Source organism: Amycolatopsis sp. VS8301801F10 (genome assembly GCF_046195355.1).
In the GTDB taxonomy this organism is placed as follows: Bacteria; Actinomycetota; Actinomycetes; order Mycobacteriales; family Pseudonocardiaceae; genus Amycolatopsis.
The window spans coordinates 4,856,670-4,869,999 of sequence record NZ_CP176065.1; the positions used below are offsets into that span (position 1 = coordinate 4,856,670).

Genomic DNA, 13,330 nt, shown 5'->3' on the forward strand with positions numbered 1-13,330 from the left:
GGGGTTGAAACCTGCTGTTTCGTCGGTCGATTTCCCCAGGCGGAGGTCGCCCCGGCTGAGAGACGAGATGATCTCCGCTCGGGGAGCTGGCCGACAGCGCGGGCCTGGTGCTTATGCGTCCGCGCCGACCAGCCGGGAGATCTGTTCGATGCGGGTGGCCAGCCGGGCCGAGTTGACTCCGTCGCCGGACTCGCGGGCAGCGCGTAGTGCGGAGCGGGCCGCGTCGAGGTCCCCAGAGCGCGCGTATGCCTCGGCGATCCAGGTCCGGTACAGGGCGACTTCCCGGGCGTGTTCCGGTGCGTAGGCGTCGACGGCGTGGGTGATGAGAGGTTCCGCGCGTGCCGGTTCGCCTAGTTCGATGAGGCAGCGTCCGGCCATTACGTCGATTTCGTTCCGGTCCAGCCAGTACACCCATTCCGGTTCTTCTGTGTCGGTGCTGCGGGCGGCGTAGGCGTCGTCTACGGCGTCCAGGGTGCGGCGGGTGCCGTCGGTGTCCCGAGACCGGGCGGACGCCCACGCGACCCGTTCGAGCAGCAGTGCGCGGACTATGGGGGTGGCGTCGCGGGCCCCGGCGACGGCGGACCGGGCGAGCAGGGCGGCGTCGGCCGGGTCGCCGACGTTCGCCATCTGGTAGCTGAGGCTGGAGAGGAGTTGCCCGGCGAGTGCACGGTCGCCGGCGTCACGGGCGGCGGACACGCCGGACAGGTACACGTGCTGTGCTTCTGCGTACTGTCCGGCGTCGCTGGCGACCCATCCGGCGAGCTGCGCGAGTTCGCCGACTGCGGTGAGCAGGCGGCGGCCGGTGTCCTCGTCGTAGCTGGCCTCGTTCACTACCCGTTCGGCGTCGGCGAGTTCGCGGCGCACGAGCGGGATGAGGTCGCCCCCGCCGATCACGTCGTCGAGGTGGCGCAGCTCGACGACGCGTTCCTCTAGTTCGGTGGCGAGGCTGGGGCCGACGCGTCGCCCGGCGGCCGTGTGCCGGGCTGCGGGAGTCTCGGACACCAGCCATTCGTGCGCGATGCGCAATGGGTCGTCCGGGGCCCCGTACAGGGCCGTCACGGGAACGCACAGGACGCGGGAGTAGGCGACTACGTGTTCCGGGCTGATCGTGCGTTTTCCGGTTTCGAGCAACCCGAGCAGCGGCTTGCTGAAGTGGGTGCGGGCGGCTAAAGCCGCGAGGCTCATCCCCGCGTCGGTGCGTGCGCGCCGGAGCCGTGCTGCGAGGTCGTCCATCCGTCACCCCCTGTGCTCGCCATTGACTGTAGACGACGGTAGACGGCAAACGTCTGTTCATCGGTCCGGCTGGTCCCGAAGGTAGAGGGCATGGGCTGGTACGGACGCGAGGGACGGGCGATGACCGCGCGAATCATGCTGGGGAGACCTTCCGCGCACGGTCCGCGAATCGGCTCCGCACCGGCCGGGTTCCATGCGCGGCAACGAATGAAGTCCGCTGGACTGTAGTGGTCCCGGCGGCGGTCGCCGGGTTTTCGTTGGCACGCAAGGCAACGGATACAACCAGATCGGAAGGATGTTCGCATATGACTGTTGCGGTAGGGGACTTGACCGGGCAGGGGCTCATCCCGGAGGAATTGTTCCGCAGGCTCCGGGCCCGCATCTCGACAGAGAACGTCGTTTCTCTGGAGTACGCGGGACGAATCATGGACCAGGCGCTTGCGTTCCTCGCGGCGTGCGCCCGGACCAGCCGCCCTCTGGCGCCGAGCGAAACCGTCGATATCGGATGGCACACGTTCATTCTGTACACGCACGAATACGCGGAATTCTGCGACCGGGTTTCCGGAAGCTTCATCCACCACGTCCCGAATGACAGAGACGAAATCGGGGACGTTCCGCTCGTCGACATGATGCGCCGGACCACCGGCGCCATCCGGGCGGCGGGGTTCGCGGTGGACGAGCCCCTGTGGTTCACTGGCGCGGCGAAGTGCGCCAAGTGTTCCCAGTGCAAGAACGGGTGCACCGACGACCCGCCGCCGTCTTCCGCGCGGAGCTAGACCGAAGAGGCAGACATGGTCAGCCAGGATTGGGCGAACCTTCCCGCTGCCGTCCGGCGAGCGATCGAAGAACGGACGGGTCCCGTGGCCGCGACGGTTTCCCCGGACAACGGCCGGAACTCCGATTTCCTGGCAACGCTCCAGGCCGCGCACGGCCCTTGCTTCGTCAAGGGCGTCCTGGCTGGCACACGGCGAGCGCGGGCGCAGCAGACGGAAGCACGGGTCGGGGCCCGGCCGAATTCTGCTGCGCCGCGCCTCCTCTGGGAAGTGACCGCCGAGGGGTGGCACGTGCTCGGGTTCGAGGCCGTCACCGGGCATCACCCCAGCCTCGCGCCGGGATCGCCGGACCTCCCGATGGTCGCCGAGACCGTAGCTGCGATGACACGGGAGCTGACCCCGTCCCCCGTCGAACTGGAGCAGTCCATGGACCAATGGGCGTGGTCCGCCCCCTGGCGTCGACTGTCCGAATCGGACCGCGAACTTGACGGCTGGGACAAGGCCCACCTGCCTGAACTGCTGGACTGGGAGCGGCGCGGGATCGAGGCCGTTGACGGAAGCAGCCTCGTGCACGGTGACCTGCACCCGCTCAACATTCTCGTCTCCGACCGCGCGCGGGTTGTCGACTGGGCGTGGTCGAGCGTCGGCGCGCCATGGCTTGACCCGGCGGCGTTGGTGCTGCGGCTCGTCGCCGACGGCCACACCCCGCAACAGGCCGAAGAATGGGCGAACGCGATCCCGGCGTACCGAGACGCCCCCGCCGAAGCAGTGACCGCGTTCGCGGTGCTGGTCTTCGGAATGTGGGCCTACCGCGGCGCGTTCCCCGGGCTCACCGACGTTGCCCGGCAGTACGTCCGGTACCGACTGGCGACTTGATCCGGAAGGCCAGGAGGCAGCGAAAAGGGTGCGTCTGCCGTCCGGATCCCGGCGGTGACCAGCAGGTTTAGCCTGCGAATGAGCAGCCGGGATTCCGAAACAGCCGACGACGCGTCCCGGGCGAGGCCATCTCGCGGAGCAGAAGGCCCACCGTGGACAGCAGGAGAACCGCGCCACCGCTCGCCGGTGATCGGGTCCTTCAGGCGGGCTTTGAGCGCGGCACGTCCCCGACTGGTCCAAAACTGCCCTCCGGCCCGCGGATCAATGACCCGCGGACCGGCGGCGGACGTATAACGACCTATACCCCACCGCGTTGATCACGAATCCGTCCCATTCCCCGAGGTAACGCCCGGTTCCCTCCAGCGATGAGCAAGCTGGGCCAGGGACGCGGGCGGACCGCGTGGGGCGAGGGGGAGGCGACGGTGAGTCCTGCCGGGAAGAAGGGCGTGCTGATCGGGGGCGCGCTGGCCGTGGTCGCGATCGTGGTGGCGGCGGTCGTGCTGCTCAACGGCGGGGGATCGACGGCGGCCTCGCCAGGAACGGAGACGGTCGCGGAGCCCAGCGACCCGACGTCAGCGGCGCGCACCTACCTGCTCGCCTTCGCCGGGAAAGACCCCGACGCCGCCAGCAAGGCCACCGACGCCCCGACGGACGCCTCTTCCGCGCTGCAGGACGCGTGGGCGACGCTCCGGCCCAAGGAGCTGACCGCCAAGCTCGGCGACGTCGGCGCGGCACAGGGCGACAAGGCCACGGCGGCCTACACGATCACCTGGAACCTCGGTCCGAACCGCAGCTGGACGTATGCCGGCAGCCTCGGGCTCGTCCAGGCGCAGGGGAAGTGGCGGGTCCACTGGGCGCCGACCGTGCTGCACCCCAAGCTGGAAGCGGGCCAGCGGCTGGCGATCGCGTCCTCGGACGTTCCGGCGGTGGTCGACCGCGACGGCAAACCGGTCGTCGTCTCCGGCAGCGGCGGGCTGAAACTGGCTGACGACAAGGTGTTCCCGCTGCTCCGTTCGGCGCTCACCGGGCACGGCCAAGCGTCGCAAGCGTTCGCGGTCGAGCGCGTGGACGCCACGGGCAAGAGCCTGGAGACGCTGTTCGGCAACCCCGAAGGCGATCACAAACCGGCCGTCACCGGGCTCAGCGTCGCGACCCAGAACGCCGCTCAGGCAGCGGTCGACGGGTATCGCGGCAAGGCGGTCCTCGTCGCCGTCCAGCCGTCTTCCGGCGATCTGCTCGCGGTGGCGCAGAACGCCAGCGTCACCAACGCGGCGTCGGCGTTCAGCGGCCAGTACGCGCCGGGGTCGACGTTCAAGATCGTCACCGCTACCGCGGCGCTGGAAGCCGGGCTCGTCACGCCGGATTCCTCGGTGCCGTGCCCGCTGACCGACCGGATCGGCACCCGCACGCTCTCCAACGAGGGTTTCGACCTCGGCACGACGACCGTGCACAAGGCGTTCGCGAAGTCGTGCAACACGACGTTCGGCCGGCTCGCGTCGCAGCTGCCCGCCGATGGGCTCGCGAAGGCGGCCACCCAGTTCGGCCTCAACGCCGATTTCGCGATCGAGGGCCTGTCCACCGAGCTGGGCCGCGTCGACCCGGCGGCGAACGCGGACGAGCAGGTCGAGGACGGCATCGGACAGGGAAAGGTGCAGGTCAGCCCGATGGGAGCGGCGGTGCTGGCGGCGACCGCGGCGTCCGGGCGCGCGGTCGTGCCGCGGCTGTGGGAGGGCGGGACCAAGGTCAACACCGGCTACCAGCCGCCGTCCGGTTCGGTGCTGTCGGCGCTGCGCGGGATGATGCGCGAGGTCGTCACCGGCGGCACGGCGACCGGCCTCTCGCACTCCGGTCCGGTGTTCGGCAAGACCGGCACCGCGCAGTTCGGCGACGGCGCGGAGGCACACGGCTGGTTCGTCGGCTACCGCGGCGACCTGGCGTTCGCGGTGTTCCTGGAGGGGGCCAACGACTCCAAACCGGCCGTCTCGCTGGGCGCGAAGTTCCTCGACGCGCTGTAGCGGGCTCGTGAGTGTTCATCACGGTTCTAACCGGGATGGACACTCACGAGGCGACTTTTCGGCCGCCGCCGAACCTTGCCCGCTCTACCCTCGCCGTATGGAAACAGTCGGACTGGCCGAAGTCGCCGCAGTGCTCGCCGATCCGAGCCGCGCGACCATGTGCCTCGCCCTGCTCGACGGCCGCGCCTGGACCGTCGGCGAACTGGCCGCCGCCGCGCGGATCGCGGTCTCGACGGCCAGCGAGCACGTGACGCGGCTGGCCGAGGCCGGGTTCGTCGCGCGGGTGAAGCAGGGGCGGCACGCGTACGTGCGGCTGGCGAATCCGCGGGTCGCGGAGTTGATCGAGCATCTGGCGCAGCATGCCGAACTGAAACGGCCGTCCGGGCTGCGGACTTCGTTGCGGGTGCAGCGGTTGTCCTTCGCGCGCAGTTGTTACGACCATCTGGCCGGGACGCTCGGGGTCGCCTTGCGGGACGGGATGGTCGAACGGGGCCTGATCGACGTGTCGGACGGGCTCGCGCTCACCGACGCCGGACGCGACGTGCTGGCCGATCTCGGCGTCGCGGTGCCGGATCGGCCGCGGCGGCCGTTGCTGCGCGACTGTCTGGATTGGACAGAGCGGCGGGAGCACCTGGCCGGCGCGGTTCCGGCGGCGGTGCTGGAGCGGGCCGTCGAGGCGGGATGGCTGACGCGGGACCAGCAGCGCGCGATCCGGGTCCTGCCGAGCGCGAAGGGGCCGTTCGCCGCGCTCGGTGTCGATCTCGCGACGGTGAGTGCCGCCGAGGCGTCGTAACACACCTGCGCCGTCCCCCGCACCGGTGGTGCGCGCTCGGGAACCGGACCCTGCCTCACTATTCTGGACGCCTGCGGGCGACCGGGAGGGAGGGCCAGAGTGGACGAGCTTCCCGTGCTGCTGGGCGTCGGAGCGCTGGTTCTGGTCGTCTCGGTCGTCGCGGTGCGGGTGTCCATCCGGCTCGGCTTCCCGTCGCTGCTGCTGTATCTCGGGATCGGCGTCGTGCTCGGCGAGGCGGGGTTCGGCATCCGCTTCGACAATCCCGCGCTCACCCAGTCCCTCGGGCTCGCCGCGCTCGTGCTGATCCTCACCGAAGGCGGGCTCACCACGCGCTGGTCGGCGGTGAAACCCTCGCTGGGGCCCGGAATCCTGCTGTCCACAGTGGCCGTGGTGATCAGCATCGCGGTCACCGGCGCGGCACTGCACTGGCTGCTCGGCCTCGACTGGCGGCTCGCCCTGCTGTGGGGCGCGGTCCTCGCGTCCACCGACGCGGCGGCGGTGTTCTCCGTGCTGCGCACGGCCGGGGTCGGCAAACGGCTCGTCGGCGCGCTGGAGCTGGAATCCGGCGTCAACGACGCGCCCGCCTACATCGCGGTCGTCGTGCTCGCGTCCGGCGAGGCCGTCGACTGGTCGCTGCCGCTGCTGGTGGTCTACGAACTGCTCGCCGGCCTCGCGCTCGGCCTCGCGTTCGGCTGGCTGGGCGCGCAGGCGCTGCGCCGGGCCGCGCTTCCGGCGACCGGCCTGTACCCGCTCGCCACGGTCGCGGTGTGCGTGCTCGCGTACTCCTCGGGACAGCTGGCGCACGCGTCCGGCCTGCTCGCCACCTACGTCGCGGGCCTGGTGCTGGGCAATTCCAAGCTGCCGCACCGGTCGGACACCCTGTCGTTCGCCGAAGGGCTCGGCTGGCTGGCGCAGATCGGGCTGTTCGTGCTGCTCGGTCTCTTCGCGTCGCCGACCCGGCTGCTCGAAACGCTCATCCCGGGCCTGGTCGCGGGCGCGGTGGTGCTGCTGCTCGCGCGGCCGCTGTCGGTGATCCTGTCGCTGCTGCCGTTCCGGTTGCCGTGGCGGGAGCAGACGTTCCTGTCCTGGGCGGGGTTGCGCGGCGCGGTGCCGATCGTGCTCGCGATGATCCCGCTGTCCGAAGGCGTGCCGGGCGCGCAACGGCTCGTGGACGCGGTTTTCGTGCTCGTCATCGTGCTCACCCTGCTGCAGGGCGCGACGCTCAGCCCGCTCGCGCGGATCCTCGGGCTGACGAAGGCGACGCAGGCGCACGAGATCGAGGTCGACGCCGCGCCGCTCGACGAACTCGGCGCGGAACTGCTGCAGGTGCGCATCCAGAAGGGGTCGAAGCTGCACGGCGTGTACCTGTCGGAGCTGCGGCTGCCCGCCGGGGCGACGGTCAGCCTCGTGGTGCGCGGCGGGACGGGCTTCACCCCGCAGAAAACGAGCCGCTTGCAGGTCGAGGACCAGCTTCTGGTGGTCACGACCGCCGCCGACCGCGACGCGACCGAACGGCGCATCCGGGCCGTCGACCGGGCCGGCCGCCTCGCCCGCTGGCACGGGGAATCCGGGGCCTGACCCTTCTGTCCTTTGTAGACTGTCGGGTGACCGCCGTCTCAGATCACGAGACGGGGCTGGCCTTCTTCGCGGGTTTTCCGCTATCTTCGGTTCCAGGTCATGAGTGCCAGCGCGAAGCCCCGGCTTGCTGGCCGGCAACCCTCCTACCGCGGTGGGGTGCCCCGGGTGAGGACCAGGCCGGTCGCGCAGTGCGGCGGGCAAGCGCGGGCCCCTCGCCGGGGTCCCCCGGAACGCCGAGGAGGCACCGTCATGACTCTCGCACTCGACCGGTCCACGGAAACTGTTTCTGCTGTTCCCGCTGTCGCTGGTGCCGCGTTGCGGGTCCCGCTGGTCACCGGCGGCGACATCGGCTATGCCAACCTCGACCACGCGGCCAGCGCGCCCTGCCTGGACGCGGTGCGCACGGCGGTCGACGAGTTCCTTCCCTGGTACGCCAGCGTGCATCGCGGCGCGGGCTTCGCTTCGCAGGTCTCCACCCGGTTGTACGAGCGGACCCGGGACGTGCTGCGCCGGTTCGTGGACGCCCGCAGCGGCGACTCGGTGATCTTCACCCGCAACACCACGGACGCGTTCAACCTGCTGGCGAAAGCGTTGCCGCGCAAGACTTCCGTGGTGGTGTTCGACAGCGAACACCACGCGGCGCTGCTGCCGTGGCGGGGCCCGAACGTCCGGCGCGTGCAGCTGCCGCGCACTCGGCTCGCCGCGGTGTCCGTTGTGGACGAAGCGCTGGCGGAATGCCCGCAGGGGCCGCGATTGGTGGTGGTCGCCGGGGCGTCCAACGTGACCGGCGAGCTGCTGCCGGTCGCGGAAATCGCCGCGGTGGCCCGGAAACACGGTGCTCGGGTCGCGCTCGACGCCGCGCAGCTCGCTCCGCATCGCCGGATTTCGGTGCGGGAGCTGGATGTCGACTATGTCGCGCTGTCCGGGCACAAGCTGTACGCGCCGTTCGGGGCGGGCGCGCTGATCGGCCGCAGCGACTGGCTCCGGGCGGCCGAGCCGTACCTGGCCGGCGGCGGTGCGACGAAACTGGTGACCGAGGAAGCCGTGGTGTGGAACACCGGCGAGGAACGGCACGAGGCCGGTTCGCCGAATACCGTTGGCGTGTATGCGCTCGGGGTGGCTTGCGAGCAGCTGGCGGCGCATTGGGATGCCGTTGGTGCGCATGAGGCCGCGCTGCTGGAGCGGCTGCGCAAGGGTCTCGAGAGCTTGCCCGGGTTTGCCGAGCTGCGCTTCTTCGACGCACCGGTGGACCGCGTCGGCACGGTCAGTTTCGTGGTCGACGGATTCGAGCCCGGCTGGCTGGCGGCGGTTCTGTCGGCTGAGTACGGAATCGGCGTGCGGGACGGCGCGTTCTGCGCGCATGTGGCCGCCCGGCGGTTGATCCGTGAAGCCGGAAGCGAGGGCCAGCAGGCGGTCCGGGTGAGCCTCGGGTTGGGAAGCACCGAGGAACACGTGGACCGGCTGGTGCTGGCGCTGCGGCAGATCGTGGCCCGGGGCGCCCGGTGGGAGTACGCGAAGGTGGACGGCCGGTGGGCGCCGGTGGGGGACACGCGGGAGCTGCCCGGTTTCTGTTCCTGATCGAAGGCGACCCGGACATCTTGGGTCCTCGGTTGCTGCTGATCGGCCGCCAAGTGCCGACCAGCTTCGGGAAAATCATCGACTTGCCCGCAGTCGACGAAGACGGCGCACTGCACGTCTTGGAGGTTGGGCAGCAATCCGCCCGAAGAACTGAACAGGGACCACTGCTTGTCCGTAGTCGCCGCCGAGGCGGACTCCGCGACCGAGCGCATCGTCACCTACCTCAACACCAGATACGGGGTGCCGATCAATGTCGTCTTCTTCCGTTATTACCGCGACGGCGGACACGAGTACCTCGCTCGCACCTGGCTGGTCGACGAACGACACCGCCGAGTACGTCGTCCCCGTCGAATGGGTGGCCGTCCGCGATCGGACCGAAGGCTTTTGGCAGAGCGGCATGTTCGCCAATCAGCACAGCGCTTGCCGTCTCAGCAACAAATTCACCATCGACCGGTTGACTGATCATTTCAAACTCGACGACGGGGAACGCGGTTGATGGCGTCGCCGCCGCGGGGGAATGGGCGGGTGGCAGTCGGCTAGGGCGGCCTGCTGCCCGTCGTGGATTTCTCGCGGTTCGGTGCGGGACAGGCCCGCCAGTGTGCCGCCCACAGCGGGAGACAGTCGGTGGGGTCCACGCCGCGGCGGCGCGGGTGGGGATCTCGGCGGGCACGGCGGCGACGGCGAAACCGGCGAGCGCCGCGCGGCCCGGATTCCGGCCGGGGACTGCCGCTGTGACCTGCTCGGGCGCGGTTGTGGACAATGGGGGGGGTGAGCACCGATCCTTCGCCGTCCGAATCCGAGGTCGAGCCGTCTGCGGAACCGCCTGAGCAGGGGGCTGCCGAGGAAACCTCGCCGCTGCCCAAGCGGCGGGTCTGGGTGGTGTTCGCGGTCGCGGCGCTGCTGTGGGCGATCGACCTGATCACGAAGAACCTCGTCGTCGCCAACCTCGAGGGCAAGGAGCCCAAGCCGATCCTCGGCGGGCTGATCTACCTGCAGGTCACCCGCAATCCGGGTGCCGCGTTCTCGATGGCGACCGGCATGACGTGGGTGCTCGCGCTCGTCGCGATCGGCGTCGTGATCGCGATCGTGTGGATCTCGCGCCGGCTGCGCTCGGTCGGCTGGGCGATCGGCCTCGGGCTCGTGCTCGCCGGCGCGCTCGGCAACCTGACCGACCGGTTCTTCCGCGAGCCCGGACCGCTGCGCGGGCACGTCGTCGACTTCATCTCCGCGTTCGTGCCCAACGGGCAGGGTTTCGCGATCTTCAACATCGCCGACTCCGCGATCTGCGTCGGCGGGGCGCTGATCGTGCTGCTGTCCCTGCTCGGCAAGGACTACGACGGCACTTCCACCCGCGGCAAGAAGAAGGATTCCGAGTGAGCGCGCGCATGCTGCCCGTCCCGGACGGGCTCGACGGGATGCGCGTCGACGCCGGGCTCGCCAAACTGCTCGGCCTGTCCCGCACCGCGGTCGCGGACCTCGCCGCGGCGGGCGACGTGCTCCTCGACGGCCGTCCGGCGGGCAAATCGGACCGGCTGTCCGCGGGCGGGCTGCTCGAGGTGACGCTGCCGGAACCCGAGCGGGCGGCGGAAATCGTCGCGGAGCCGGTCGAAGGCATGAAGATCCTGCACGATGACGACGACATCGTGGTGATTTCGAAACCGGTCGGCGTCGCCGTGCACCCCAGCCCGGGCTGGACCGGCCCGACGGTCGTCGGCGGCCTCGCGGCGGCCGGGCTGCGCATCTCGACGTCCGGAGCGGCCGAACGGCAGGGCGTCGTGCACCGGCTCGACGCGGGCACCACCGGGGTGATGGTGGTGGCCAAGAGCGAGCACGCGTACACCGTGCTGAAGCGGGCGTTCAAGGAGCGGACCGTCGACAAGGGCTACCACGCCGTCGTCCAGGGCCACCCCGACCCGACGCGCGGCACCATCGACGCCCCGATCGACCGCCATCCGCGGCACGACTACAAGTTCGCGGTCGTCGCCGGCGGACGGCCGAGCGTCACGCACTACGAGGTGGTCGAGGCGTTCCGGGCAGCCTCGCTGGCGCACGTGAAGCTCGAAACCGGGCGCACGCACCAGATCCGCGTGCACTTCTCCGCGCTGCGCCACCCGTGCGCGGGCGACCTGACCTACGGCGCGGACCCGGTGCTGGCCCGGAAACTCGGCCTGACCCGGCAGTGGCTGCACGCGCGAACCCTCGGCTTCGCGCATCCGGCCGACGGCCGGTGGGTGGAGTTCGAGGCGGAGTATCCGGACGATCTGGCTAGTGCGCTGGAGATCTTGCGGGACGGGAACTAGTCCCGCGGTTTTGCTGGCGCGGCATGCGCGGGCGCTGGGTTTGGTTAGCTCGCGGGTGGCCGGTGGGCGGGGTAGCCGGACGGTGTGGCCGGTGCGTTGGGGATCTTGCGGGGCGGGAACTAGTCCCGCGGTTTTGCTGGCGCGGCATGCGCGGGGTTAGCCCGTCTCGCGGATGGCCGCTGGGCGGGGTAGCCGGACGGTGTGGCCGGGTGCGCTGGAGACCTTGCGGCACGGGAACTAGTCCGGTGGCTGCGTGGTTTTGCTGGCGCGGCATGCGCGGGGTTTGACCAGCTCGCGCATGGCCGCTGGGCGGAGTGTCCGGACGATGTGGCCGGTGCTCCGGACCTCCCGCGAGACGGGAGGCCTCGCGAGCGCCTGCGCCGGGTGCCGACCGGCGCAGGCGCCGGCCAGCCGGCTAGTCGACGGCCCAGGTCAGGGTGCGTTCGTCCGGCTCGGGCCGCGGGCTCCAGCGCACCGCGACCACCCGGGTGGCGGTCGGGAGGACGTAGACGGTGTGCCCGCCGAGGGTCTCGCCCGGCTGCACGCCGATCTTGTGCGGCGGCCGCGACGTCAGCGACACCGGGGCCTTCGCGATGGTCTCGCCGCTGTCGGCGACGAGTTCCAGGTAGTTGTCGGGCAGCGACGCGAACGGGATCGGGCCGCGGTTGGTGATCTCGGTGTGCACGACGACCGCGCGCTCGCCGTCCTCGAGCCGGTATCCGGCCGCGCCGAAGAGGAAGTCGGCGGGATCCTGGACTTCCAGCAGCTGCACCGAAAGCTGTTCCCCCTCGAGTCCCTGCGACTGCATCGTCTCGCCGATCCGCCCCTGCTTCGCGGGCGCGGCGGCGGGCCGGGGTTCGTCGCCGCGGGCCCAGGAAGCCGTCTGCGGGACGCCCCACGTGCTGACGACCGGGTCCGGAGCCGGGTACGGTCCATTGTGGACACTCACCCCGGCGGGCGGCATCCCGGTCTGCCCGGGGGAGTACGCGCCGGACATTCCGCCGGGAATCCCGTTCGGCCCAGGGGGGTAAGCGCCCGAAATCCCGGCCGGTCCGGGTGCGTAGGCGCCGGACGCTCCCGGTCCGGGAATGCCGTTCTGCCCCGGCGGGTAGGCACCGGACGTCCCCGGCCCGGGCCTGCCGTGCTGCCCCGGGCCCGGGGGAAGACCGGTTTGCCCGGGCGGGTACGCGCCGGAGGTCCCGGGTCCGGGCATGCCGTGCTGCCCCGGCGGGTGCGGTCCGGAGTGCCCCGGCATTCCGGCCGAGTCGGGGATCCCGGACTGTCCCGGCGGATGCGGACCGGACGAGCCCGGCATCCCGGGAGCCTGCGCGCCCCGCCCCGGGACTCCCGCCGAAGCCGGGCCGTTCGGCGCCGGACCGGAGGGCATCGCGGCCGGGCCGGAAGCCATCGGCGCGGAGGCCGGACCCGGCGGCATCCCGCCCTGGCCGGGCCCGGCCGCGGGGAACGGCGCCGACCCGGGCCCTCCCGGATACCCGCCCCCCTGCGGACGCTGCCACGACGCCGGAGCCCCGGAAATCGCCGCGCGAAGGCCGTTCGGGTCGCTCTCGACCCCGACCAGCAGCGGCAATCCGCTCCCGGACAGCGCGACCAGCCGGTAGGCGACCTCCCTCGGATCCATCCCGACCTTCGCCGCCAGCTCGTGCACAGCCCCCTTGCCCAGCTCGGCGAGCGCGGCGAGCAGGCGGATGTCGGCGGGATCGGTCACGGCCACTCCGGCAACGCTACCGCCTCGCCCGCCGCACCCGGCCGCACCACCGCGCCCGGCGTGCCCCGCGCCACCGCGGCGGCTGGCGGGACGCGGGTGGTGGCCGGTGGTCCGGGAAGGTTTTGCAGGCGTGTCGCGCTGGCATGGCGGTCTTGCCTCCGGCGTCGGCGAGCTGCGGGCTGGCGGGGCGCGGGTGGTGGCGGGTTGTCCGGAGGGTCTCGCGGGGGAGGCCTTGCTCCCGGCATCGGCGAGCCGCGGGCCATCGCGGCGGCTCGCGGAATGCGGGTGGTGGCGGGTTGTCGGGAGGGCTTTGCGGGGGAGGCCTTGCCCCCGGCGTCGGCGAGCCGCAGGCCGCCGCGGCGGCGGGCGGTGGCGAGTTGTCCGGAGAGTCTTGCGGGCCTTGTCTCGCGGGGGAGGCCTTGCCCCCGGCCTCGGCGAGCCGCGCGCCACCGCGGCGG

General features: G+C 71.4%; 11 protein-coding genes and 1 riboswitch. Of the genes, 9 read left to right on the forward strand and 2 right to left on the reverse strand.

The genetic code is table 11. From position 1 onward, the window contains the following. Positions 1–111: 111 nt before the first annotated feature. Complete coding sequence (locus F9C11_RS23115) at positions 112–1,233, reverse strand: helix-turn-helix domain-containing protein (RefSeq protein WP_409179442.1); 1,122 nt, start codon at positions 1,231–1,233, stop codon at positions 112–114. A 305-nt stretch (positions 1,234–1,538) separates the two neighbouring features. Between F9C11_RS23115 and F9C11_RS23120 the strand changes: the two genes are divergently transcribed. From F9C11_RS23120 to F9C11_RS23160, 9 genes are all read left to right on the forward strand, one after another. After that, entirely contained in the window at positions 1,539–2,009 is a 471-nt protein-coding gene (locus F9C11_RS23120; protein ID WP_409179443.1) for a glycine-rich domain-containing protein, read from the forward strand. A 15-nt stretch (positions 2,010–2,024) separates the two neighbouring features. After that, positions 2,025–2,882 carry a phosphotransferase family protein gene (locus tag F9C11_RS23125; protein WP_409179444.1) on the forward strand — a complete coding sequence of 286 codons (858 nt, stop codon included), beginning with the start codon at positions 2,025–2,027 and terminating at the stop codon, positions 2,880–2,882. A gap of 365 nt (positions 2,883–3,247) precedes the next feature. Next, the gene (locus F9C11_RS23130) at positions 3,248–4,897 is read left to right on the forward strand and encodes a penicillin-binding transpeptidase domain-containing protein (protein ID WP_409179445.1); all 1,650 of its coding nucleotides are present in this window, start codon (positions 3,248–3,250) and stop codon (positions 4,895–4,897) included. Positions 4,898–4,994: 97 nt separating this feature from the next. Further along, the gene (locus F9C11_RS23135; protein ID WP_409179446.1) at positions 4,995–5,690 is read left to right on the forward strand and encodes an ArsR/SmtB family transcription factor; all 696 of its coding nucleotides are present in this window, start codon (positions 4,995–4,997) and stop codon (positions 5,688–5,690) included. Positions 5,691–5,789: 99 nt separating this feature from the next. Next, positions 5,790–7,268: a potassium/proton antiporter gene (locus F9C11_RS23140; protein ID WP_409179447.1), complete on the forward strand. Its 1,479-nt coding sequence runs from the start codon at positions 5,790–5,792 to the stop codon at positions 7,266–7,268. 95 nt (positions 7,269–7,363) lie between these two features. Beyond that, positions 7,364–7,478, forward strand: a riboswitch (SAM riboswitch). Positions 7,479–7,517: 39 nt separating this feature from the next. Next, positions 7,518–8,846: an aminotransferase class V-fold PLP-dependent enzyme gene (locus F9C11_RS23145; protein ID WP_409179448.1), complete on the forward strand. Its 1,329-nt coding sequence runs from the start codon at positions 7,518–7,520 to the stop codon at positions 8,844–8,846. Between the two features lie 250 nt (positions 8,847–9,096). Then, on the forward strand, positions 9,097–9,342 hold the full coding sequence (locus F9C11_RS23150) for a hypothetical protein (RefSeq protein ID WP_409179449.1): 246 nt from the start codon (positions 9,097–9,099) through the stop codon (positions 9,340–9,342). 263 nt (positions 9,343–9,605) lie between these two features. Next, positions 9,606–10,223, forward strand: a complete 618-nt coding sequence (gene lspA, locus F9C11_RS23155; RefSeq protein WP_409179450.1) for a signal peptidase II — start codon at positions 9,606–9,608, stop codon at positions 10,221–10,223. Further along, positions 10,220–11,146, forward strand: coding sequence for an RluA family pseudouridine synthase (locus tag F9C11_RS23160; RefSeq protein ID WP_409179451.1), 927 nt, complete (start codon positions 10,220–10,222; stop codon positions 11,144–11,146). The genes lspA and F9C11_RS23160 overlap by 4 nt, the downstream gene beginning before the upstream one ends. A 415-nt stretch (positions 11,147–11,561) precedes the next feature. Here the strand turns inward: F9C11_RS23160 and F9C11_RS23165 are convergent, their stop codons facing one another. Beyond that, positions 11,562–12,872 (reverse strand): AsnC family protein, encoded by a 1,311-nt coding sequence (locus F9C11_RS23165; RefSeq protein WP_409179452.1) that lies wholly within the window; start codon positions 12,870–12,872, stop codon positions 11,562–11,564. Positions 12,873–13,330: the final 458 nt, after the last annotated feature.